The organism is Pseudomonas sp. PGPR N4 (assembly GCF_059693665.1).
Genome location: NZ_JCAUKV010000005.1, coordinates 34951 through 58508 on the forward strand (window position 1 = coordinate 34951; position 23558 = coordinate 58508).

Here is a 23558-nt window from a genome sequence, read left to right on the forward strand (position 1 = left end):
CTATCATCTGTTTGTAACAAAGAGTTGCATAAGTCCTGCTCAAGCACCTTTTGCCATTGCATGGAAGAGGGTGGGGCAATGCGCCACGCGGCATCCAGCCACAGGCCCTGGGGCGGAATTCGGGGCTATGCTGGATACAGCCATTGATCTGGGTCAATCGTTGCAAATGCATTGATCGGCCTGTGCGGCGTGAATCCCTGCAATCGAATAGAACAATTCCAACAGGTCGCACTCGATAACCGTGGGGGCAGTGGGCATCAGGGCCACAAGCCCGAAATGCCGGTTCACCTGAAGAGGAAGCACCATGTTCGGCTTAGAAGCCCTAGAGCTCGCCCGAATCCAGTTCGCCTTTACCGTGTCCTTTCACATCCTGTTCCCGGCCATCACCATTGGCCTGGCCAGTTATCTGGCGGTTCTCGAAGGCCTGTGGTTGAGAACCGACAACCGCATCTACCGCGATCTCTACCATTTCTGGTCGAAGATCTTCGCCGTCAACTTTGGCATGGGCGTGGTCTCGGGTTTGGTCATGGCGTATCAGTTCGGCACCAACTGGAGCCGCTTCTCTGATTTTGCCGGCGCCGTCACCGGGCCATTGCTGACCTACGAAGTGCTCACTGCCTTCTTCCTCGAAGCGGGCTTCCTTGGCGTCATGCTGTTTGGCTGGAGCCGAGTAGGCCGCGGCCTGCATTTCTTCTCGACGCTGATGGTGGCGCTGGGCACGCTGGTCTCGACCTTCTGGATCCTGGCTTCCAACAGCTGGATGCAGACCCCGCAGGGCCACGAAATCATCGATGGCCGGGTAATCCCGGTGGATTGGCTGGCGGTGATCTTCAACCCGTCGTTCCCCTACCGCCTGGCGCACATGGCCACCGCCGCCTTCGTCGCCACGGCGTTCTTCGTCGGCGCCTCGGCGGCCTGGCATCTGCTGCGCGGGCGCGACAACCCGGCCGTGCGCAAGATGCTTTCGATGGCGATGTGGATGGCCCTGATCGTGGCCCCGGTGCAGGCGATTATCGGCGACTTCCATGGGCTCAATACGCTCAAGCATCAGCCGGTGAAAATCGCCGCCATCGAAGGCCACTGGGAGAACAAACCCGGTGAGCCGACCCCGCTGATTCTGTTCGGCATCCCCGACATGGAAGCTGAAACCACCCGCTTCAAGGTCGAGATTCCGGTGCTGGGCAGCTTGATCCTGACCCACAGTCTGGACAAGCAAGTGCCGGCCATGAAGGAGTTCCCCAAAGAGGATCGGCCTAACTCGACGATCATCTTCTGGTCGTTCCGGGTCATGGTTGCGCTGGGCATGCTGATGATTGCCGCTGGCCTGTGGAGCCTGTGGCTGCGTAGAACCGGCGCGATCTACCATTCGCGGCCGTTCCTGTACTTCGTATTGTGGATGGGGCCATCCGGGCTGATCGCCATCCTGGCTGGCTGGTTCACCACCGAGATCGGCCGCCAGCCGTGGGTGGTGTATGGCTTGATGCGCACGGCCGATGGCGTCTCCAACCACAGCTACGGCCAGCTTGGCTTCACTCTGGTGATGTTCGTGGTGGTCTACTTTGCGGTGTTCGGCACCGGCCTGGCGTACATGATGCGCCTGGTGCGCAAAGGCCCGCATACCGGTGAAGAAGAGCAGCCACCTGGCGGCCCAGGGCAAAAACGGACCCCGGCGCGGCCCTTGTCCGCTGCCGATGACGGCCATGAGGCCAACTCCAGCCTGACCGAGAGGAACTGAGCCATGGGTATCGATCTTCCGCTGATCTGGGCTGTGATCATCATCTTTGGCGTGATGATGTATGTGGTGATGGACGGGTTCGACCTGGGCATCGGCATTCTCTTCCCGTTCGTCAAGGCCGAGCATGACCGCGACGTGATGATGAACACCGTCGCGCCGGTCTGGGACGGCAACGAAACCTGGCTGGTGCTGGGCGGAGCGGGCTTGTTCGGGGCGTTTCCGATGGCCTACGCGGTGGTGCTGGAGGCACTGTATCTGCCGCTGATCCTGATGCTGATCGGGTTGATCTTCCGCGGTGTGGCCTTCGAATTCCGCTTCAAGGCCACTGCTGCCAAGCGCCACGTGTGGGACAAGGCGTTCATCGGCGGCTCGCTGCTGGCGACGTTCTTTCAGGGTGTGGCATTGGGCGCGTTCATCGAGGGCTTCAAGGTGGTCGACCGCCACTATGCCGGCGGCGCCTGGGACTGGGTCACGCCGTTCAGCCTGTTCTCCGGGCTGGGCCTGATCGTCGCCTACGCCTTGCTGGGTTGCACCTGGCTGATCATGAAAACCGAAGGCCCGCTGCAACAGCAGATGCATGTGCTTGGCCGGCCCCTGGCTCTGGTACTGCTGGCGGTCATCGGCATCGTCAGCCTGTGGACGCCGATCGCTTACCCGCAGATTGCCGAGCGCTGGTTCAGCATGCCTAACCTGCTGTGGTTCATGCCGGTGCCGATTCTGGTCATGGTGACATTCTATGGCTTGTTCAAGGCGATTGCCCGCTCAGCGCACTACACGCCGTTTCTGCTGACCCTGGTGTTGATCTTCTTGGGCTACAGCGGCCTGGGGATCAGCGTCTGGCCAAACATCATCCCGCCGTCGATCTCGATCTGGGAGGCCGCAGCACCGCCGCAGAGCCAGGGCTTCATGCTGGTGGGGACGCTGTTCATCCTGCCGTTGATCCTCGGTTACACGTTCTGGAGCTATTACGTGTTCCGCGGCAAAGTCACCCATGACCAGGGCTATCACTAGGAGGTGCGCGGCATGACCGGTGTCGAACAGAAGAAGCCACTGTGGCAGCGGCTAGGTTGGCTGGTGATGATCTGGGCGGCGAGTGTCGCCGCCCTGGGTGTGCTGGCTTGGCTGATGCGCATGTTCATGAGCGCAGCCGGGCTGAGCACGCATTGACCGGGCGAATTACTTGCGCGCTTTGAGGATGACGAACTTGGGGGTCGCGGCAACTTGCTCGACCCCACGGAACAACCGCGCTAGCTTGCTGTGATAGCCCAGGTGGCGGTTGCCGACGATGTACAGCGCGCCGCCCACCACCAGCGCATCGCGGGCCTGCTGGAACATGCGCCAGGCGAGGAAGTCACCGACCACCTGTTGCTGGTGGAACGGTGGGTTGCACAGCACCACATCCAGTGATTGCTTCTCGAACCCGGCCAGGCCGTCTGCCGCGAGCACCTCAACCGGCCGCTCGGGCAATGCTGCCTGCCAGTTTTCCAGTGCCGACTGCACGGCCATGTACGACTCATCGACCAGACTGAACTGCGCCTGTGGGTTGAGCAGCGCACAGGCGATCGCCAGCACGCCGTTACCGCAACCCAGGTCGGCGACCCGGGCCTGACCAAGATCGCGCGGCAGGTGCGGGAGAAACGCACGGGTGCCGATATCCAGTCCTTCGCGGCAGAACACATTGGCGTGGTTGACCAACTCCAGGGGCGGTTGATCCAAGGAGTAACGGCTAGGGTAGGGCGATTGAGCCGGAGCCCGTTCGCTGAAGCTGGCCGTCAGCAGGCGCGCTTTTTTCTGCGCCAGCGAGGCCTGCACCGGGCCGATGTACTTTTCCAGCAAGTCGCCAGCGGCACGCGGCAAGTGCTTGATCATGGCCGTGGCGATCACCTCGGCGCCCGGTGCCAGGTGGCCTCGCAAGCGGATCAACTGCTCTTCAAGCAAGGCCAGGGTTTTCGGCACCCGCACCAGCACCCGATCGAACGTCCCCTGCCAGACCTGGTTGGACGGCACGAACGGCACGCTGTCGAACGCCTTGGCGTTGCGCACGAGGTTCTTTTCCAGAGCCATGCGGGCCAGGTGCGAGTCGCCGCTGCTGGTCACCTGCAGGCTGTCGCACAGGCTGACCGCCAGCGCGCCAAAGCTGTCATTGAGTACCAGCACACGGCAGTCGGCGGGCAAACCTTGGCTGGCGAGGTGCTCGAGCAGGTACTGGTCGGCAGCGTCGAACGCTTGCAGCGGGTCGTCGGCCTGTTCCGGTTGGCGGATCAGATCGAGTTCGGCGAAGGGGCTGGTCAGCAGGGGCATGGCGTGGGGCTCAGCTATGAATCTGCTCGGCGCAGACCACGACGAGCTTGAGGGGCGAGATTCTACAGGGCTTTATCCACGGGGGGGAGGTTGCGCTCAGAACAGCCCACGGCTGGCTGCGATGGCGATGGCGCCGGCTTTGTTGGAGGCGTTGCTCAACCTGCCTGACTCAGTGTAGGAAAAGAGTCGTCCTCTTGTTTGTTTTCTTTCTCATTAACGCTGTTCCCGCCATTCACTTCGCGCCTTGCCCCTGCAAACCGTCGGTGTTCATTCAGTCAGCTTTAGGCGAAACTGGGCGCATCTGATTTATGGAGCCCGTCATGACCGCCAGCGCCGACAAGTTCACCCGCCAGACTCTGCTCGACGTTCGGCCGTTGACGCCTAACCTGTTTTCCCTGCGCGTGACACGCGATGCAGGCTTTCGTTTTCGCGCAGGGCAGTTCGCTCGGTTGGGCGTGAGCAAAGCCGATGGCAGCGTGGTCTGGCGCGCGTACTCGATGGTCAGTGCGCCGCATGACGAGTATCTGGATTTCTTCTCGATCGTTGTGCCTGGCGGCGAATTCACCAGCGAGCTCAGCCGCCTGGCGCAGGGCGACAGCTTGCTTATCGATCGCCAGGCGTTCGGCTATCTAACCCTTGATCGACTGCCAGCTGGCCGCGATCTGTGGCTGCTGGCAACCGGCACCGGCATTGCACCGTTCATGTCGATCCTGCAGGACTTCGAAGTCTGGGAACGCTTCGACAACATCAAACTGGTGTATTCGGTACGCGAGGCCGCGGAATTGGCCTACGTCGATGAAATTGCCGGGCTGGAGCAGCGCGACTATCTGGCCGAATATGCCGGCAAGTTGCAGTTCATTCCAGTGGTCACGCGCGAAGCGTATCCGGGTGCACTGAATGCCCGGATTACCCAGTTGATTGAAAGCGGCGAGCTGGAGCGGGCGGCGGGGCTTGAATTATCCCCCGAGCATTCGCGGATCATGCTCTGCGGCAACCCGCAGATGATCGACGACACGCGCCAGGTGTTGAAGGCGCGCGATCTGCAACTCAACTTGAGCAAACGTCCAGGCCAGGTTGCGGTGGAAAACTACTGGTAAAGGGGCGCACCGCGCCCCTTTGTTTTAATCAGGGCAGACGGTTCTGATTCTGCGTCTTGAGCAGATCGCGAATCTCGGTCAGCAGGGTTTCCTGAGGGGTTGGCACCGGTGGCGTGGTAGGCGCCACGGCTTCTTCGCGCTTGAGGCGGTTGATCGCCTTGACGCCCATGAAGATGGCGAATGCGACGATGACGAAGTCGATCACGGTCTGAATGAACTTGCCATACGCCAGCACGACAGCCGGGATATCCCCTTGCGCGGCTTTCAGGGTGATTGCCAGGTCACTGAAGTCGACGCCACCGATCAGCAGGCCCAGTGGCGGCATCACCACGTCGCCAACGAACGACGAAACGATTTTGCCGAAGGCGGCGCCGATGATGATACCGACCGCCATATCGACCACATTGCCTTTGACGGCAAATGCCTTGAATTCACTGATCATGCCCATGGTTTATTCCTTGTAACAAATGGATAAGTAAAACGCAGTGTAAGCCACTAAAACGCTTCATGCGTGACGCTGCAGTGACTGAGGTTAGTAAGTGACTGCGGTTAGATCGAATAGTTTTGTCGCATCCTGCAGCGTTCGAGACACGTCTGGCTCGGCTATCATGACCACTTTTTTCCGGGAGACTGCCTTATGGCCAAGGCCAAGCGCTTGTATGGCTGCACTGAGTGCGGCGCGACCTTTCCCAAATGGGCGGGCCAGTGCGGCGAGTGCGGCGCCTGGAACACCTTGGTCGAGAGCATGATCGAGAGCGGTGGCGCAGCGGCGCCCAGCGGGCGTGCCGGCTGGACTGGCCAGCAGGCCCAGCTCAAGACCCTGGCCGAAGTCAGCGTCGAAGAAATCCCCCGTTTCAGCACCAGCAGCGGCGAACTCGACCGGGTGCTCGGTGGCGGTCTGGTCGATGGTTCGGTGGTGCTGATCGGTGGTGACCCGGGTATCGGCAAATCGACCATCTTGTTGCAGACCCTGTGCCACATGGCCGCCGCCATGCCGGCACTGTATGTCACCGGCGAAGAGTCGCAGCAGCAGGTAGCGATGCGCTCACGGCGTCTGGGCCTGCCGCAGGACAAGCTCAAGGTCATGACCGAAACCTGCATCGAGACCATCATCGCCACCGCTCGCGTCGAGCAGCCGCGGGTCATGGTCATCGACTCGATCCAGACCATCTTCACCGAACAGCTGCAATCCGCACCAGGCGGGGTCGCCCAGGTGCGCGAGAGCACGGCATTGCTGGTGCGTTACGCCAAGCAGAGCGGCACGGCGATCTTCCTCGTTGGTCACGTGACCAAGGAAGGCTCGCTGGCCGGGCCGCGGGTGCTCGAGCACATGGTCGATACCGTGCTGTATTTCGAGGGCGAGTCGGATGGCCGTCTGCGCTTGTTGCGTGCGGTGAAAAACCGCTTTGGCGCGGTCAACGAACTGGGCGTGTTCGGCATGACCGATCGCGGCTTGAAAGAGGTCTCCAACCCGTCGGCGATTTTCCTCAACCGCACCCAGGAAGAAGTCCCCGGCAGTGTGGTCATGGCGACCTGGGAAGGCACCCGGCCGATGCTGGTCGAGGTGCAGGCGTTGGTCGACGACAGCCACCTGGCCAACCCGCGCCGGGTCACCCTGGGCCTGGACCAGAACCGCCTGGCCATGCTTCTGGCCGTCTTGCACCGGCACGGCGGCATCCCGACCCACGATCAGGACGTGTTCCTCAACGTGGTCGGCGGGGTCAAGGTGCTGGAAACGGCCTCTGACCTGGCGTTGTTGGCCGCAGTAATGTCGAGCTTGCGCAATCGGCCCCTGGCCCATGACCTGCTGGTGTTCGGTGAAATCGGCCTGTCTGGCGAAGTACGGCCGGTGCCCAGCGGTCAGGAGCGTTTGAAGGAAGCCGCCAAGCATGGCTTCAAGCGTGCCATCGTGCCCAAGGGCAATGCGCCCAAGGAGTCTCCACCGGGGCTGCAGGTGATTGCCGTGACCCGGCTTGAACAGGCCCTCGACGCGCTGTTCGAGTAACCAGGCAAAACCGCCGCATAAAAAAGGGGAGCCGACGATGCGCGTCGGCTCCCCTTGTTACTGCTCGGCCAGGCGTCAGTGCTCGGCCACCGCGTTGCGCCGTCGCGCCGCGCCGTCCTGCTCTGCGCCCTCTTGCAGTGGCACCTCGTTGCCTTCGGCGTCGAACAGTTTGCCGTCCTTGAAGTAGTCGCCATCACGCAGGGCGGAGATGTCCGAGTACTGGATGGTGCGCTCGTAGGCTGCGGCGAACACCGACTGGTTCTCCGAGTTACCGGTGGTGAAGTGGTTGAACATCAGGTTGAGCAGAATCGCCATGATCGCCGCCGAGCTGATGCCGGAGTGGAAGATGGTCTCGAACCAGTTCGGGAAGTGGTGGTAGAAGTTCGGTGCGGCAATCGGGATCATGCCAAAGCCCAGCGAGGCGGCGACGATGATCAGGTTGACGTTGTTCTTGTAGCTGACCTTGGACAAGGTGCGAATCCCGCTCGCAGCCACGGTGCCGAACAGCACGATGCCAGCACCGCCAAGTACTGGCGTCGGCACTGCGGCGATCACCCGGCCCATCACCGGCAGCAGCCCCAGCACGACCAGGATCAGGCCGCCGGTAGCCACCACATAGCGGCTCTTGACTCCGGTCACAGCCACCAGGCCGACGTTCTGGGCGAAAGCGCTCTGGGTGAAGGAGCCAAAGATCGGTGCCAGGATGCTGGAGGCCATGTCGGCGCGCAGACCGTCGCCCAGGCGCTTGGAGTCAACCTTGGTATCGATGATCTCACCGACCGCAAGGATGTCTGCCGAGGTTTCGACCAAGGTCACCATGATCACGATGCACATCGACAGGATCGCGGCGATATGGAAGGTCGGCATGCCGAAGTGGAACGGCGAGGGCATGGCGAACATCGGGCCTTCGGCGACCTTGCTGAAATCGGCCATGCCCAGCGACCAGGCAATCAACGTACCGACCACCATCGCCAGCAGGATCGACAGTCGCGAGATGGTCGCGCTGCCGAGTTTGCTCAGCACCAGCACGATGGCGAAGGTCAGCGCGGCCAGGCCGATGTTGGCCATGCTGCCGAACTCTGGCGAGGCACTGTTGCCGCCCATGACCCAGCGCGCCGCAACCGGCATCAGGGTCAGGCCGATGGTGGTGATGACGATGCCGGTCACCAGCGGTGGGAAGTACTTGGTGATCCGCGAGAACACCGGCGTGATCAAAAAGCCGAGCACCGAGGCCGCCATCACTGCGCCGAGCACCCCCGGCAGGCCACCGCCACCTTCACTGCTGAGGATCGCGCCCATGGTCGCCACACCGGCGAAGGACACACCTTGAACCAGCGGCAGCTGGCAGCCGAAAAACGGTAAACCAAGTGTTTGCAGCAAGGTCGCCAGGCCACCGGCAAACAGTGAGGCGGCGATCAACAGACCGATCTCGGCGGGGTTCAGGCCCGCTGCCTGGCCCAGGATCAGCGGGACCGCAACGATCCCGCCATACATGGTCAGCACATGCTGCAGACCGTAGGCCAGGTTGGCGCCAAGGCCGAGGTTTTCGTCCTCGGGACGTTGGGTCGCAGATGTTCCAGGGGGCGTCGTCATGGAGCAGGCTCTCTGTTTATTGTTGTGGGGCTACTGTAGACACTTCCTGCAAAGGATGGCCACAAAAATTGTATACAATATTTTGATCGGAGCGCGCACAAGAGTGCCCGTAAACAGCGTCTTAGCTGAATGCAGAAAGCGTTCCAACAGAGCGCAAGCGTGATTATAAAGTTGTGTACAAGTCCCCAGACCGCTTGCAAGAAGCTGTCTGGGTAGACAGGAAACACATTGAGGAGGGGCAGGTTAGCTAGCTAACAGATAGTATTATTCGATGAGTTCGCGCAGTTCGCGCATCATTTCGGTGCGATCAGCCAGGTTCAATTCCACAAGACGGTGCAGATGGCTCATCGAGTCGAGGTCGATGTGGAGGCAGACGAAGCCCAGCTTGCCGGTTTCTTCATGACGCAGCTCGACCTGCATTTCCAGTTGCACCTCAGGGCTGAGGTGTACCGTCGCTTCAAAATCCTGCGTGGCATCTGGCTCCCAGCGCTCGGGGCGGCTGACCAGAATGCCCTTCAGGGAGATATCCAGCAGCTTTACCTGCCATTTTCGCGAGCCTTGGCGCAGTTCTGCGGTGGCATCGAAAGCAATTCGCTGGAAACGCCGACGTTCGTCGTGATCGCTCATGGTCAAAGCCCTCTGCAAGACATCCTGACTATAGTTGAAGGTATGGGCGTATGTGCTTGCGCAATCGGGCGGCAAAGGCTCTAGAACAAAGCAAATGTGGCAATGCGCCTTGACTGGCCCTAGACTCGCTTGGCGGTCTTTCCAATCCACCAGCTGGAAGTAAACCATGAACAACAATAATAGCCTGCTACGCCACATTCCGTGGCTGGTGTTGGCAGTACTGGGAGCCTGTGCGCTGGGTGTAGTTGCCCTGCGTCGCGGCGAGGCAGTCAACGCCTTGTGGATTGTGGTTGCGGCAGTGGCCTTGTATCTGGTCGCCTATCGCTACTACAGCCTGTTCATCGCCACCAAGGTGATGCAGCTCGACTCACGTCGGGCAACCCCTGCGGTACTCAACAACGATGGTCTGGACTATGTGCCGACCAACAAGCACATCCTCTTCGGTCACCACTTCGCCGCCATCGCTGGCGCGGGGCCGCTGGTCGGTCCGGTACTCGCCGCGCAGATGGGTTACTTGCCCGGTACGCTGTGGCTGATTGCCGGTGTGGTCCTGGCAGGTGCCGTTCAGGACTTCATGGTCCTGTTCATGTCCACCCGCCGCAATGGCCGCTCGCTGGGTGACATGGTCCGTGAAGAAATGGGCCGGATCCCGGGCACCATCGCCCTGTTCGGCTGCTTCCTGATCATGATCATCATCCTCGCGGTGCTGGCGCTGATCGTGGTCAAGGCCCTGGCTGAAAGCCCGTGGGGCATGTTCACGGTGATGGCGACCATCCCGATCGCGATGTTCATGGGCATCTATATGCGCTACATCCGCCCGGGGCGGATTGGTGAGATCTCGATCATCGGCGTGGTCCTGCTGCTGCTGTCGATCTGGATCGGTGGCCTGGTGGCTGCCGACCCGGTCTGGGGCCCGGCGTTCACCTTCACCGGTGTGCAGATCACCTGGATGCTGGTGGGCTATGGCTTCGTTGCCGCTGTACTGCCGGTATGGCTGGTACTGGCGCCGCGTGACTATCTGTCGACCTTCCTCAAGATCGGTACCATCGTCGCGCTGGCGCTGGGCATCCTGATCCTCGCGCCTGAACTGAAGATGCCTGCGCTGACCCAGTTCACTGACGGCACTGGCCCGGTCTGGAAGGGCACGCTGTTCCCGTTCCTGTTCATCACCATCGCCTGCGGTGCGGTATCCGGTTTCCATGCGTTGATCTCCTCGGGCACCACGCCCAAGCTGCTCGACAACGAAACCAACGCCCGTTACATCGGTTACGGCGGCATGCTGATGGAGTCGTTCGTGGCTATCATGGCCATGGTTGCTGCTTCGGTGATCGAGCCAGGCGTGTACTTCGCCATGAACAGCCCGGCAGCAGTGGTCGGCTCCGACGTGGTAAGCGTCGCGCAGACGGTCAGCAGCTGGGGCTTCCTGATCACCCCTGAGCAACTTGAAGCGGTTGCCCGCGACATTGGCGAGCACACCATTCTGGCCCGTGCCGGTGGTGCGCCAACGCTGGCAGTCGGTATCGCGCAGATCCTGCACCAGGTATTGCCGGGTGAAAACACCATGGCCTTCTGGTACCACTTTGCGATTCTGTTCGAGGCGCTGTTCATCCTCACCGCAGTGGACGCCGGTACCCGTGCCGGGCGCTTCATGCTGCAGGACCTGCTCGGCAGCTTCGTGCCTGCACTCAAACGCACTGAATCGTGGGGCGCCAACCTGCTTGCCACTGCTGGCTGTGTGGCGATGTGGGGCTACCTGCTGTATCAAGGCGTGATCGATCCGCTGGGTGGCATCAACACCTTGTGGCCGCTGTTCGGTATCTCCAACCAGATGCTGGCCGGTATCGCGCTGATGCTCGGCACCGTGGTGCTGATCAAGATGAAGCGCCAGCGCTACATGTGGGTCACCCTGGTACCGGCGGTATGGCTGCTGATCTGCACCACTACTGCAGGCTTCATCAAGCTGTTCGATCCGAACCCGGCTGTTGGCTTCCTAGCCCTGGCGAACAAGTACAGCGTCGCGCTGGACGCCGGTCAGGTACTGGCCCCGGCCAAGGACGTTGGTCAGATGCAGCACGTGATCTTCAACGCCTATACCAACGCTGGCTTGACCATCCTGTTCCTGGTGGTGGTGTTCAGCATCCTGTTCTTCGCCCTCAGAGTCGGTTACTCGGCACTGGGTCGCAAAGAGCGCAGCGATAAAGAAACCCCGTTCCAGGCGCTGCCTGACGCGTAAACGAGAGGACTGCAGCCATGTTCAACGACCTGGGTCGCCTGGGTAAGTACCTGGGGCAAGCTGCCCGGCTGATGGTCGGCATGCCCGACTACGACAATTATGTCGAGCACATGCAGGGCAAGCACCCGGACAAGCCGATGATGAGCTACGAGGAGTTCTTCCGCGAGCGACAGGAAGCCCGTTACGGCGGCAAGTCCGGGCCCAAGTGCTGTTGAACCAGCGGCAAGTGTGATCGAGTGGGAGCCCGGGCAACCGGGCTCCCACTTTCATTTATGGCCAAAGGAGATGTCTGCGTGCAAACGCCTATTCCTGTAACGGTCCTCACCGGTTTTCTCGGTGCGGGCAAGACCACCCTGCTCAAGCACATGCTCAAGGCCGAGCATGGCCTGAAGATCGCCGTGATCGAAAACGAATTCAGCGAAGCCGGCATCGACAGCCAATTGCTCGGAGACGAGCCGGTGCAGGTCATGACCCTGGCCAACGGTTGTGTGTGCTGCACCATCCACACCGACCTGACCAAAGCCCTGTACCTGCTGCTGGAGCGGCTGGATGCCGGCGACATCGCGTTTGACCGGCTGGTGATCGAATGCACCGGTCTGGCTGACCCGGCGCCAGTCGCGCAGACCTTCTTCATCGAAGAAGAGCTGCGCGATCGCTACATCCTCGACGGCATCATCACCCTGGTCGACGCTGCCCACGCCGATGTCCACCTGACCCAGGCCATTGCCCAGGCTCAGGTCGGCTTTGCCGACCGCTTGCTGTTGAGCAAGACCGATCTGGTCACGGCTGAGGCTGTCGAGGCCTTGCAGGAGCGCCTGGCGCGGATCAACGGCCGCGCGGCGATTCGCATCGTCGAGCAGGGCCGCATCGACCTGGCTGAGTTGCTTGATGTGCGCGGCTTCAATCTCAATCCTGACCTGGGCGCGAGTATCACCCGCAGCCTGCGCCCGGTGCTCAAGCCGGCGACCCCGGATCGCATCTCGACGCTGGTTTTGCGTACCAGCACGGCGCTGGATATCGATCGCCTCAGCGAGTTCATGAACGAGCTGCTGGAAAACCACGGCAAGCAGTTGCTGCGCTACAAAGGCGTGCTCAATATCGCCGGGGATGAGCGCCGTTTGGTGTTTCAGGGCGTGTTGAAGCTGTACGGCTTCGACTGGGACAGCGAATGGAAGGCCGACGAGGCGCGTGAAAGTGTGATGGTGTTTATCGGCGATGAACTGCCCGAAGACGAGATCCGTGCAGGCTTTGCCGCGCTGACCTGAGCAAAAAAAAGGCCACTGCACGTGCAGTGGCCAATCTGGACGTTAGATCAAGGAGCTTCAAAATCAACGTCGTCAAGCGTGGCCTGCACTCAGGGCGGGGGAGTGCGCTGCGTGCTGGCCAGTGAACTCAGCATAAGCCGCTGTTGCGGCGAGAAAAATAGCCCCAGGCGACATTCACCTTTACGCGCCGAGTAAGAGTCACTGTTCAGGCCGCGTAGCCCATCCGCCAGCTGATGTCGCGGGTGGCCGCCAGCAACTGCTGCGCCGCCGGGCCATGCTCATCGGCATGAAAAATCGAGGTCGGCCCAACCACGGTCATCACCGCTACGATGTGCCCCATGGCATTGAAGATCGGCGCCGAAAGTGCGTCGACGCCAGGCATCAACAGCCCATGCACATGGTGCAGCCCCTGCTCGCGAATCCCTGCCAAAAGTGGCTGATAGGCGTCGAATGTCTGCGTCATGGCGGCCAACTCACGTTCACGCAGGTCAACCGTTTCGCGCTCGGGCAAATGCGCAGCGAACACCAGCCCGGTCGATGAGCTGAGCAGTGGCAGCACCGAGCCGATCTGCGTCACCACGGTAACGGCGCGCACCGCCGGCTCGATACTGACCACGGTCGCGCCCTGATTACCCCACACAGCAATGAAGCAGCTCTCGTTGAGCGCGTCGCGCAATGCCGACAGCGGCAGCGCCGCCACCTTGAGCACATCGATGCTGCCCAGCGCGGCCATGCCCACTCGCAACGCTTCGCGGCCCAGGCCGTAGTGGTTGGTGGCGCGATCCTGCTCGGCGAAACCGCTGGCAATCAGCGCCTGCAAATAGCGATGCACCTTGCTCGCCGGCATGCCGACGTGCTCGGCCAGGCGCGACAGCGAGGTCGACGGCGAAAGCTCGGCAAGGGCCTTGAGGATATCGGTGCCGACTTCCGCCGAGCGGACCTTTTGCTTGCCGGTGTCGGCAGGGGTGCTGGCTTTGGACATGGGGAAAGGAATCCACATTGACAGATGGCGACTTTATAACTTGACGACGAGCGGCGAGCAAATTACGTTATTCGTAATCTGATTACGACAATAACAATGCAGACGCGCTGCCAGCCACCGTGATACGGCCCGGTTCAGCCCAGCAGCCCCTGCCAGCATGGCTCTCAGTGAGCCTGGAGGCACAGATGACCCGCGACACCGCCCTCGACTACCTCAGCGGCTTTGGCAACGAGTTTGCCAGTGAAGCGCTGCCTGGCGCCCTGCCGGTCGGGCAGAATTCACCCCAGCGTGCGCCTTACGGCCTGTACGCCGAGTTGCTCTCGGGCACCGCGTTCACCATGGCCCGCAGCGAACTGCGGCGCACCTGGCTGTATCGCATTCGCCCGTCGGCGCTGCACCCGCGCTTCGAACGCCTTGCGCGCCAACCGCTGGCGGCGCCACTGGGCGCGGTGACGCCCAACCGCCTGCGCTGGAACCCGCAGCCGCTACCGGCCGAAGCCACTGATTTCATCGAAGGTTGGCGGCCGATGGTTGCCACCGCCGCGGCGGACAAGCCATCCGGCGTCAGCATCTATATCTACAGCGCCAACCGCTCGATGCAGCGGGTGTTCTTCAATGCCGATGGCGAGCTGCTGCTGGTGCCTGAGCAAGGCCGCCTGCGTATCGCCACCGAGCTGGGCGTACTCGATGTCGAACCGCTGGAAATCGCCGTGATTCCGCGCGGTATGAAGTTTCGCGTCGAGCTGCTCGACGGTCAGGCGCGTGGTTATCTGGCCGAAAACCACGGCGCGCCACTGCGCCTGCCCGATCTTGGCCCGATCGGCAGCAACGGCCTGGCCAACCCGCGAGATTTCCTCACCCCCGTGGCGCATTACGAAGACAGCAGCGGCCCGGTCCAGTTGGTGCAGAAGTTTCTCGGCGAACACTGGGCCTGCGAACTGCAGCATTCGCCGTTGGATGTGGTCGCCTGGCACGGCAGCAACGTCCCGTACAAATACGACCTGCGTCGCTTCAATACCCTCGGTACGGTCAGCTTCGACCACCCGGACCCATCGATCTTCACCGTGCTGACTTCACCTAGCAGCGTCCACGGCCTGGCCAACATGGACTTCGTGATCTTCCCGCCACGCTGGATGGTCGCCGAGAATACCTTCCGCCCGCCGTGGTTCCACCGCAACCTGATGAACGAATTCATGGGCCTGATCCAGGGCGCCTACGACGCCAAGGCCGACGGCTTCCTGCCCGGTGGCGCGTCGCTGCATGGGGTGATGAGCGCCCATGGCCCGGATGCCGAGACTTGCCACAAGGCCATCAATGGCGAGCTGGCACCGCACAAGATCGACAACACCATGGCCTTCATGTTCGAGACCAGCCAGGTCCTGCGCCCGAGCCAGAGTGCGCTTGAATGCCCGCAATTGCAGGCCGACTACGACAGCTGCTGGGCCACCTTGCCGAGCACCTTCAACCCGAATCGGAGATAACCCATGAACCACACCGCGACTGCCCGTAGCTGGGTCGAACAGGCCAACGGCCACAGCGACTTCCCGCTGCAGAACCTGCCATTGGGGATTTTCAGCCGGCCGGGTGAAGCGCAGCGCTGTGGCGTGGCCATCGGCGATTCGATTCTCGACCTGCAGGCCGTGCTTGCCGCCGGCCTGTTCGAGGGTGACGCCAAAACTGCGGTCGAGGCCACCGCCGACGCCACGCTGAATGCCTATTTCGCCCTTGGCCGTTCGGCCCGGGTTGCGTTGCGCCAGCGTTTGCTGGAACTGCTGGGCGAGCACAGCGAACATCAGGCTGCACTGCAAGCGGCGCTGTACCTCGCCAGCGACTGCCAAATGCACCTGCCGGCCAAGGTGGGCGACTACACCGACTTCTATGTCGGCATCGAGCACGCGAAGAACGTCGGCAAGCTGTTCCGCCCGGACAACCCGCTGCTGCCCAACTACAAGTACGTGCCAATCGGCTACCACGGCCGCGCCTCGACCCTGCGCCCGTCGGGCACCGATGTGCGTCGGCCGAAGGGCCAGACCCTGCCTGCGGGTCAGACCGAGCCAAGCTTTGGCCCATGCGCCCGGCTCGACTTCGAGCTGGAACTGGGCATCTGGATTGGCCAGGGCAATGACATTGGGCAAGCGATCCCGATTGGCGATGCGGCCGAGCATGTCGCTGGTTATTGCCTGCTCAACGATTGGTCGGCGCGCGATATTCAGGCGTGGGAATACCAGCCGTTGGGGCCGTTCCTGTCGAAGAGCTTCATCACCACGCTGTCGCCGTGGGTAGTCACTGCCGAGGCACTGGAACCTTTCCGTTGCGCTCAGCCGGCGCGTCCCGAGGGTGATCCGCAGCCACTGTCGTATCTGCTCGATGCACGCGATCAGGCCAACGGCGCGCTCGACATCGAACTGGAAGTGCTGCTGATCACCGAAGGCCTGCGCGAACAGGGCTTGCCGCCTCACCGCCTGAGCCTGAGCAACACCCTGAGCATGTACTGGACCGTGGCGCAGATGGTTGCCCACCACAGCGTCAATGGCTGCCAGTTGCAAGCAGGCGACCTGTTCGGCTCGGGGACATTGTCCGGCGCGCAGCCAGGGGCATTTGGCAGCCTGCTGGAGATGACGGATGGCGGCAAGCAGGTGGTCGAACTGGCCAGCGGCGAGGTGCGCAAGTTCCTTGAAGACGGTGACGAGATCATCCTGCGTGCTCGCTGCAAGCGCGACGGCGCGGTCAGCATCGGCTTCGGCGAGTGCCGCGGCAAAGTCATCGCGGCCAACTGAGAGGGTAGGCCATGCGGCTGTTCGGCTATTACCGTTCGACCTCGTCCTATCGGGTGCGGATTGCCCTGGGGTTAAAGGGCCTCGCGTTCGACAACGTGCCGGTCAACCTGCTCAAGGGCGAGCAGCGTGGCGATGCCTACCTTGCGCTCAATCCGCAGGGCAGGGTGCCCGCGCTGGGCTGTGACAGCGGTAGTGTGCTGGTGCAATCGGCGGCGATCATCGAGTACCTGGAGGAGGTTTATCCACAGCCGCCGCTATTGCCTGCCGAGGCTGAGGCGCGGGCGAAGGTACGGGGCGTCGCGGCGATCATCGGCTGCGATGTGCACCCGCTGCACAACGTCAGCGTACTCAATCAGTTGCGTCAGCTGGGGCTGGACGAGGCGCAGGTCAATCTATGGATTGCCCAATGGATTGGCCAGGGTCTGGCAGCGGTGGAGCAGTTGATCGATGATCAGGGCTTCTGCTTTGGTCTGGCGCCGGGTTTGGCTGATGCCTACCTGCTGCCACAGCTGTATGCGGCCGAGCGGTTCAGTGTCGATCTGAGCCGCTACCCGCGGATCAACCGGGTGGCAGCGCTGGCGGCGCAGCATCCGGCGTTTATCCAGGCGCATCCATCACGTCAGCCTGATACCCCGCTTCAGTGAATCGATGGGCTGCTGGCGGGCAGGTGGCCAAGACGTTCGCTCAGCTTCAAGCGCTGCGCCGGGTCTTCGCTGAGCAGCAATGCGCGTTCCAGGTCAAAGCGCTCGGCCTGCGGGCAATCCAGGCGCTGGTACAGCGTGGCTCGCGCCAGATAGTCGCTGACCAGCACCGGCCCCAGCTGCATGACCCGTTCGGCGTCGATCAATGCGGCCAGGTCATTGTCGTTGCTGATATGCAGCTGGCGCAGGTTGCGTGACAGCCGCTGCAGCATCTGCAACGGGCTGGCCACCTGCATATGTTCAGCCGTCAACGCTACCTGTGGGCCGAACTGACGGGCCAGTAGCTGACGGCACTCAGCCGGGTACAGACGACGACCGCCGCACGGGTCGAGCAGGTGATCCGCGCCAGGCACGCGCAGCAGGAAATGGCCCGGGAAGTTGACCCCTTCCAGCGGGATCGACAAACCCCGGGCCAACTCCAGGGCGAGGATTGCCAGCGCCAGCGGCTGGCCACGGCGGCGCTGCAACACTTTGTCCATCAGTGCTGCGTGGGCACGCAGTGGCAGCATTTCGTCTTGCTGAAAGCCCAGCGTGTTGAGCTGGCGCAACAGCGGCTGGGCGAGCTCACTGAGCGGCAACATCGGCAGGCTGGCATTGATTTGCTGGTGCAGCTCGCGCACCTGGGCGAGGGCGTGGGCGGGCACGACACTGGGATCGTGCTCGGCGGCGATCCACAAGGTTGCTTCCAGCAGGTCGACGGGCGCGCGTTCCAGGCACGCCAGGCAGGCTTTACGTGGGTTCATCAGACTCTCCCCCGACATGCTTGAGTATTAGCTCTGACAGCGTGGTTCGTCCAGTGGTCCGACCAGCCTGCGCTGTGCATCGCGCTGCCTATACTGTCAGGAGCACCTCGCTGGAGGCGGTCGATGTTCGCGCTCATGCAAAGCACCCGCACGCAGTCACTGCACCTGTTCGTCGATCCACCCAGCGGCCTCAGAGCCATGGTGGCGATCCACAACGAGCAGTTGGGCCCTGCCATGGGCGGCTGTCGCTACCTGGCCTATGCCGACGACGAAAGCGCCGTCACCGACGCCATCCGCCTGGCTCAGGGCATGAGCTACAAGGCTGCACTGGCAGGCCTGGCACAGGGCGGTGGCAATGCCGTGATCATGCGCGGCGCCCATGTGGAAAACCGCGCAGCACTGTTCGAGGCGTTTGGCCGCGCGCTCGACAGCTTGAATGGGCGCTTCATCACTGCCGTCGACAGTGGCACCTCAACCCTGGACATGGACTGCATTGCCCAGAGCACTGCCCACGTTACCAGTACCACCGCTTCGGGAGACCCCTCGGCACATGCAGCCATCGGGGTGTTCGCTGGCATCCGGGCCACAGCAATGGCACGGCTGGGCACCGATAATCTGGAAGGCTTGCGGATTGCTGTACAGGGCTTGGGCAACGTTGGCTTCGCGTTGGCCGAGCAACTGCACGCGGCGGGCGCGGAACTGTTGGTCAGCGATCTTGACGCGGGCAAGGTACGTTTGGCGGTGGAGCAATTCAATGCCCAACCAGTGACCAATGATGCGCTGGTCAGCACCCCGTGCGACATCTTCGCGCCTTGTGGTGTGGGCCAGGTACTCAGTGGCCAAAGCGTCACGCAATTACGCTGCGCTGCCGTGGCGGGGTCTGCCAACAACCAGCTGACGACCCTGCAGGTGGCTGATCATCTGGAAAAGCGCGGGATCCTCTATGCGCCGGATTACGTCATCAATGCCGGTGGCTTGATCTACGTGGCACTGACCCACCGTGGCGAGAGCCTCGGCACCATTACTGCGCACCTGGCCCGGATTCCGTCACGCCTGACCGAAGTGTTCGCCCATGCCCAGGCGGAAAAACGCTCGCCAGCGCGGGTGGCGCAGATGCTGGCGGAGCGCTTGCTGTATGGCTGACGGCAGTTATTCTGCCGCGTTGCCCTCAAGCAATTCGGCCAAGGCATCGGGCTGGCTCTTGAACGCTCGGGCGAACACATCACGATTCTTCGCCATGTAAATGCCGGCTTCCTCGACTTGTTGTTCGGTCAGCGACGGCACTGCTTTTTGCAGCACATCAGCCAGGCGCTCGGCCAGCTCGAGCATCTTGTCGTGACGATCCGCTTCGGCTTTATCCATGAACAACTGCTCCGGGTCGCGACTGCTGCGGTATACCACTTCGACGGCCATTCATCACCTCTGTGCCTTTATAGCGGGTTATGCAAATAATTTACTGTATGGGTGTACAGTACTCGCATAGGCCACCCCAGCGCAACCCGATAGTGGCCATTTATCTGCACGAAAGCGTAGCTCATAGGTGCCTTGCGGCAATCGGTCGCCTTCCAACCCTCGTGTCTGGCCTTTTAACTGCATGGCACAAGCGTCACACAGGTGGCGCACCATCCTTCAGTCGTATCGGGGAATCGAGCATCGTGAACATCAAATGGGCAGAAAAAATGCGCAAGGGCCTGCACGGCTCTGCCGACTCGCTGGGCAACCTGTGCGTCGAGGGGTTTCACTACCTGGCGTTGTTCGGTATCGGCGGAATTACCGCGTGGGCGGCGGTCGAGGCGTTTCTGGACATGCTCAGCAAGGGCGGGGTCAGCGTCGATGACATTCTGCTGCTGTTCATCTACCTGGAGCTGGGGGCGATGGTCGGGATCTATTTCAAGACCAACCACATGCCGATCCGCTTCCTGCTGTACGTGGCAATCACGGCCCTGACGCGCCTGCTGATCGGCGATGTGTCCCATCACAAGGCGCCGGACGTCGGCCTGCTGTACTTGTGCGGCGGCATCTTGCTGTTGGCCTTCGCGATTCTGGTGGTGCGCTATGCATCGTACCGCTATCCCTCAAGCCGGGCGCTAGACGCTCACGGCAAGGAAGTCGACGAAGGCCGCTAGCGCTCAGTTGGCGAGCTGGCTGGCGGCGTGACGTTGCTGGCCAGGGTCGCGGGTGAGGGCGGCGAGTACCTGTAGCGGGTTTTCGCCTTGTTCGATGGCCAGGCCCAGACGGATGCTGTCGATGACCCGCTGCAAGCGTACCGGATCGTTGCGTTGGGCCTGGCTGATCAAACGCTTGGCGACGGCGCCGCTGTCGTCGGACAGGGTCAGCATGATGCTGCCGTCGAGGCGGGTGATGCTTAGGTTGACCCGATAACGCGGGGCGAAGGCATTGCTGATCTGATCGAATGGATTGTGCATGGTCGCGGATCTGCAGGTTAACTGGATGGAAAAGTTGACCGGGTATCCGCGCAGATGGTTCACAGCCGCTGATCGGCGTGGCTTTGTGGTGAGTTGGTTGAATCAGAAAGGGCCGCGGAGCGGCCCTTGTGCAACTAACCGAACAGCGCTGTCATCACTCCTCGATTTCTTCGTTCACTTCCAGCACTACACGCTTGCTGCGCAGTTTGCCGAACAGGTGATCCAGTGCGTGGTCGAGCTTGGTCGTGGCACCCTCGACAGCCTGCTCCAGCGAAGTGGCCGTGTGGCTTACGGAAATCGGTTGATGGCCTTTGGGGCGAGCCTCCATCTGGCAACGTTTGTCATGCGGTCCGGGCTTGGCGCCGTTGTCGTCGCGCAGGTGCACCTCGATGCGGGTGAGATCGTCCTCGTAACGTTCAAGACTGCTCTCAAGAGTACTGCGTACCCACTCTTCAAGCCGGATGCTGCCGTCGATCTGGTTGCTGCTGTTGACTTGGATTTGCATGACTTCAATCCTTATTCAGCTTGCTCGCAAGAGTCGCCCAGGCCATTGAGGCCTGTGGAAATTTATCGCCTCTTGACTGTAAGGTCAGGCATCCGAGCGGCGATTTCAAGCCCTTTTAAAATATAAATTTTTTGAATTAAATCAGCGCTGGATGGACGCAGCCGAGCGCAGCATGATTCGGCTTGGGGCGCCGATGCGCCCCTCACCCCGTCAGAATTCGACCGAGGTCTGAACGTACAACGTGCGTGGCTCACCGACATATTTGCCGCGATTGTTATCGTCAAACGAGCGCGTGTAGTACTCGCGGTTGAACAGGTTCTTCACCCCAACGGCGAGCTTCAGGTTAGATAGCTGCGGGCCAAAGTCGTAGCCCGCGCGGGTGCTTACCAGCATGTAGCCGGGGATGCGCCCATTGGCGCCATTGGCGCTTTCCTCGCGAGTGTTAGCGTTGTCGGCGAACTGGCTGCTCTGGAAGCTGCTGTCCAGGTTCAGCTGCCACGGCCCATCGGTATAACCCAGGCCGAGGGTGCCCTTGTGGCGAGACGAGAACGGCACCTGATTACCCTGGTTGGCGCCGTCTTCACGGATGGTCGCATCGACGAACGCATAGCCAAGGTGCACATCGAAGCCGCTTAATACCGGGTTCAAACCATCGAGCGCGTAACGCAGGCTGGTCTCGATGCCCTGGTGGCGCGTTTCGCCGCGTGCGATGACCGCATCGTTGCTCTGGTTGCTTTCATATTGGTTGTCGAAATTGATCAAGAATGCACCGATCTCCGCCTGCAGGTCGCCATTGTCGTAGCGCGTGCCAACTTCCCAGGTGCGGGCTTTTTCCGGTTTTACTTCGCCGCTGCTGACGCGATTGGGCATCTGGCTGTACTGCACGCTGCCGAATGAGCCTTCGGTGTTGGCGTACAGATTCCAGCGGTCTGTCAGGTGGTAAAGCACGTTCAGGGCGGGCAGGGCGGTGTTGTAACTGCCCTGGTAACGCTGGCCGCTGATCTTGTTGCTCTGCTCGGAGTCGATCATCTCGTAGCGCACGCCCGGGGTGATGGTCCAGCGGCCGATATCGATACGGTCGTCCAGGTAGATCGCATGCGCTTCGGTGCTGCCGCGGGTGTCGCGACCGAGAAAGCTGCTGCTGGTCGGCAGGTCGCCATTGACCGGTGCCTGGTAGCGCAACTCGTGGCCGGCTTCGTTGATGTAACGGTAGCCGACGCCGACTTCATGCCAGCTGTCACCTAGGGCGAGGCCTTGCGAGAAGCGCGTTTCGATGCCGCGTACCCAGTATTCGCGTGGCGACAGCGAGACGAAGTTGCCCTGGTCCAGATAGCCGCTGCGCAGGGTCTTGGTGAAGAAGCTGTTGATGCTGACCTGGCGATCATCCTGCTTGTAGTCGTAACCGACGTTGACCAGCGTGCGCCGGCCCCAGAACTTGTCCTTGAGTCGGGTCGACTGATATGGATCGGCGTCGTAGGCTGCCTGGCTCAAGCCGCCGGGCATCTCGGCTTCGCCTTCATAGTATTGCGCCATGGCGTGCAGGCTGTTGGCCTCATCGAGCTGCAGCTTGCCCTTGAGCATCAAATCGTCGATCTGCGTATCGCTGTGCTCACGCCAGTCGCCGCCGCGGCTGCCGGAATACAGCAGGGCGCCGCCCAGGCCATTGGCGTTGGTGCCGCCGACCAGCAGGTTGGCGCTGTTCTTGATGCCATCGTGGCTGGACGACGGCGTCAGCTGGTTCTGCATGGCCGCCTTGAACGTGGCCTGTTCGGGGATCGCCCGGGTCACGAAGTTGACGATGCCGCCGACGTTCTGCGGCCCATAGCGCACTGCACCGCCGCCGCGCACCACGTCTACCGCGTCCATGTTGCCCAGGCTCAGCGGGGCCAGCGACAACTGCGGCTGGCCATACGGCGCGAACGGCACCGGGATGCCGTCCATCAGCACCGTCGAGCGCGAGGCCAGGCGCGGGTTGAGGCCGCGGATGCCGAAGTTCAGCGCCAGGTCGTGGCCGCCGGTGCCGCTGGTGTCCGGCGCATTCACCCCTGGGATGCGGTTGAGCACTTCACGCGGGCTGCTGGCGCCGCTGCGTTCGAACTGCTCGCGGCGGATCACGTCACGTGCGCCGGGGTGGTCGAAGACATTGTCGGCTTGCGCTTCGGCCAGCCAGTCACCGACCACGGTGGACGCGCCCAGCTCGATCGGCGCGCTGGCCGCAGGTGCCGCGACAGGCTGCAGGCTGAAGGCATTGGCACCTTCCTGGCGAGCTTGCAGGCCGCTGCCGCGCAGCAGTGCCTCCAGGCCCTGATCGAGCGCGTACTCGCCTTGCAGACCCGGGCTCTGCAAGCCTTGGGTGAGTTGCGAACCGTACGAAATCAGCGCACCGCTCTCGCGGCCAAATTGGTTCAAGGCCTGCTCCAGCGAGCCGGCGGCGATGTGGTACTCGGCGGCCAGCACGGCAGGCGCGGCGAGGCTGAAGGTGGAGGCAAGCAACAGGGCGAGGGAGCTGGGACGCAACAGCATGAGCGGGTCCTTGAGAGGGGGTCTGCCTTGTCTGTCACGCGAGCT

The 23558-nt window shown here is 61.9% G+C and carries 23 protein-coding genes; 13 read left to right on the top strand and 10 right to left on the bottom strand.

Annotated elements, in window-relative coordinates; all coding sequences use genetic code 11:
- Positions 1-304: 304 nt before the first annotated feature.
- Genes AC58X1_RS18595 through AC58X1_RS18605 form a run of 3 tightly spaced genes read left to right on the top strand, consistent with a single transcriptional unit; the run spans position 305 to position 2902 of the window.
- Complete coding sequence (locus AC58X1_RS18595) at positions 305-1735, top strand: cytochrome ubiquinol oxidase subunit I (RefSeq protein ID WP_497429293.1); 1431 nt, start codon at positions 305-307, stop codon at positions 1733-1735.
- 3 nt (positions 1736-1738) lie between these two features.
- Positions 1739-2746 (top strand): cytochrome d ubiquinol oxidase subunit II, encoded by a 1008-nt coding sequence (gene cydB, locus AC58X1_RS18600; protein WP_150570688.1) that lies wholly within the window; start codon positions 1739-1741, stop codon positions 2744-2746.
- Positions 2747-2758: 12 nt separating this feature from the next.
- Positions 2759-2902 carry a DUF2474 domain-containing protein gene (locus tag AC58X1_RS18605; RefSeq protein WP_150570687.1) on the top strand — a complete coding sequence of 48 codons (144 nt, stop codon included), beginning with the start codon at positions 2759-2761 and terminating at the stop codon, positions 2900-2902.
- A gap of 9 nt (positions 2903-2911) precedes the next feature.
- Here AC58X1_RS18605 and AC58X1_RS18610 read toward each other — a convergent pair whose 3' ends face one another.
- On the bottom strand, positions 2912-4036 hold the full coding sequence (locus tag AC58X1_RS18610) for a methyltransferase (RefSeq protein ID WP_150570686.1): 1125 nt from the start codon (positions 4034-4036) through the stop codon (positions 2912-2914).
- Between the two features lie 320 nt (positions 4037-4356).
- On the opposite strand from AC58X1_RS18610, the gene AC58X1_RS18615 reads away from it, so the two are divergent.
- A complete protein-coding gene (locus AC58X1_RS18615) occupies positions 4357-5133 on the top strand; it encodes a ferredoxin--NADP reductase (RefSeq protein ID WP_497429294.1) in 777 nt (258 codons plus the stop codon).
- A gap of 28 nt (positions 5134-5161) precedes the next feature.
- On the opposite strand, the gene mscL is transcribed toward AC58X1_RS18615, so the two are convergent.
- Positions 5162-5581: a large-conductance mechanosensitive channel protein MscL gene (gene mscL / locus AC58X1_RS18620; protein ID WP_101322091.1), complete on the bottom strand. Its 420-nt coding sequence runs from the start codon at positions 5579-5581 to the stop codon at positions 5162-5164.
- 189 nt (positions 5582-5770) lie between these two features.
- Here mscL and radA point away from each other — a divergent pair, with 189 nt between their 5' ends.
- The gene (radA, locus tag AC58X1_RS18625) at positions 5771-7138 is read left to right on the top strand and encodes a DNA repair protein RadA (protein ID WP_101322090.1); all 1368 of its coding nucleotides are present in this window, start codon (positions 5771-5773) and stop codon (positions 7136-7138) included.
- A gap of 75 nt (positions 7139-7213) precedes the next feature.
- Here the strand turns inward: radA and AC58X1_RS18630 are convergent, their stop codons facing one another.
- Positions 7214-8731 carry a nucleobase:cation symporter-2 family protein gene (locus AC58X1_RS18630; protein WP_150573013.1) on the bottom strand — a complete coding sequence of 506 codons (1518 nt, stop codon included), beginning with the start codon at positions 8729-8731 and terminating at the stop codon, positions 7214-7216.
- 264 nt (positions 8732-8995) lie between these two features.
- Positions 8996-9358: a PilZ domain-containing protein gene (locus AC58X1_RS18635; protein WP_150570684.1), complete on the bottom strand. Its 363-nt coding sequence runs from the start codon at positions 9356-9358 to the stop codon at positions 8996-8998.
- 166 nt (positions 9359-9524) lie between these two features.
- Between AC58X1_RS18635 and AC58X1_RS18640 the strand changes: the two genes are divergently transcribed.
- From AC58X1_RS18640 to yjiA, 3 genes are all read left to right on the top strand, one after another.
- The gene (locus AC58X1_RS18640; protein ID WP_101322087.1) at positions 9525-11591 is read left to right on the top strand and encodes a carbon starvation CstA family protein; all 2067 of its coding nucleotides are present in this window, start codon (positions 9525-9527) and stop codon (positions 11589-11591) included.
- A gap of 17 nt (positions 11592-11608) precedes the next feature.
- Complete coding sequence (locus tag AC58X1_RS18645; RefSeq protein ID WP_101322086.1) at positions 11609-11806, top strand: YbdD/YjiX family protein; 198 nt, start codon at positions 11609-11611, stop codon at positions 11804-11806.
- 78 nt (positions 11807-11884) lie between these two features.
- The gene (yjiA, locus tag AC58X1_RS18650; protein WP_101322085.1) at positions 11885-12856 is read left to right on the top strand and encodes a GTPase; all 972 of its coding nucleotides are present in this window, start codon (positions 11885-11887) and stop codon (positions 12854-12856) included.
- A gap of 205 nt (positions 12857-13061) precedes the next feature.
- Here yjiA and AC58X1_RS18655 read toward each other — a convergent pair whose 3' ends face one another.
- Positions 13062-13838: an IclR family transcriptional regulator gene (locus tag AC58X1_RS18655; protein ID WP_101322084.1), complete on the bottom strand. Its 777-nt coding sequence runs from the start codon at positions 13836-13838 to the stop codon at positions 13062-13064.
- Between the two features lie 185 nt (positions 13839-14023).
- Between AC58X1_RS18655 and hmgA the strand changes: the two genes are divergently transcribed.
- The 3 genes from hmgA to maiA are packed head-to-tail and all read left to right on the top strand — an operon-like array spanning position 14024 to position 17259.
- Positions 14024-15319, top strand: coding sequence for a homogentisate 1,2-dioxygenase (gene hmgA, locus AC58X1_RS18660; RefSeq protein WP_150570683.1), 1296 nt, complete (start codon positions 14024-14026; stop codon positions 15317-15319).
- A 3-nt stretch (positions 15320-15322) separates the two neighbouring features.
- Positions 15323-16615, top strand: coding sequence for a fumarylacetoacetase (gene fahA, locus AC58X1_RS18665; RefSeq protein ID WP_497429295.1), 1293 nt, complete (start codon positions 15323-15325; stop codon positions 16613-16615).
- A gap of 11 nt (positions 16616-16626) precedes the next feature.
- Complete coding sequence (maiA, locus tag AC58X1_RS18670; protein WP_150570681.1) at positions 16627-17259, top strand: maleylacetoacetate isomerase; 633 nt, start codon at positions 16627-16629, stop codon at positions 17257-17259.
- Here the strand turns inward: maiA and AC58X1_RS18675 are convergent.
- Positions 17253-18059, bottom strand: coding sequence for a SirB1 family protein (locus AC58X1_RS18675; protein ID WP_150570680.1), 807 nt, complete (start codon positions 18057-18059; stop codon positions 17253-17255). The two genes, maiA and AC58X1_RS18675, sit on opposite strands and share 7 nt — an antisense overlap.
- Positions 18060-18182: 123 nt before the next feature.
- On the opposite strand from AC58X1_RS18675, the gene AC58X1_RS18680 reads away from it, so the two are divergent.
- Positions 18183-19202, top strand: coding sequence for a Glu/Leu/Phe/Val dehydrogenase family protein (locus AC58X1_RS18680; RefSeq protein WP_497429296.1), 1020 nt, complete (start codon positions 18183-18185; stop codon positions 19200-19202).
- Positions 19203-19208: 6 nt separating this feature from the next.
- Here AC58X1_RS18680 and AC58X1_RS18685 read toward each other — a convergent pair whose 3' ends face one another.
- On the bottom strand, positions 19209-19472 hold the full coding sequence (locus tag AC58X1_RS18685; protein ID WP_101322078.1) for a YebG family protein: 264 nt from the start codon (positions 19470-19472) through the stop codon (positions 19209-19211).
- 242 nt (positions 19473-19714) lie between these two features.
- On the opposite strand from AC58X1_RS18685, the gene AC58X1_RS18690 reads away from it, so the two are divergent.
- Positions 19715-20185 carry a phosphate-starvation-inducible protein PsiE gene (locus AC58X1_RS18690; RefSeq protein ID WP_101322077.1) on the top strand — a complete coding sequence of 157 codons (471 nt, stop codon included), beginning with the start codon at positions 19715-19717 and terminating at the stop codon, positions 20183-20185.
- Between the two features lie 3 nt (positions 20186-20188).
- Here the strand turns inward: AC58X1_RS18690 and AC58X1_RS18695 are convergent, their stop codons facing one another.
- The 3 genes from AC58X1_RS18695 to fecA all read right to left on the bottom strand — a co-directional run bounded on the left by AC58X1_RS18695 (position 20189) and on the right by fecA (position 23513).
- Positions 20189-20485, bottom strand: coding sequence for a DUF3509 domain-containing protein (locus tag AC58X1_RS18695; protein WP_101322076.1), 297 nt, complete (start codon positions 20483-20485; stop codon positions 20189-20191).
- Between the two features lie 154 nt (positions 20486-20639).
- Positions 20640-20990, bottom strand: coding sequence for an HPF/RaiA family ribosome-associated protein (locus AC58X1_RS18700; RefSeq protein ID WP_101322075.1), 351 nt, complete (start codon positions 20988-20990; stop codon positions 20640-20642).
- Between the two features lie 210 nt (positions 20991-21200).
- A complete protein-coding gene (gene fecA, locus AC58X1_RS18705; protein WP_497429297.1) occupies positions 21201-23513 on the bottom strand; it encodes a TonB-dependent Fe(3+) dicitrate receptor FecA in 2313 nt (770 codons plus the stop codon).
- Between the last annotated feature and the right edge of the window lie 45 nt (positions 23514-23558).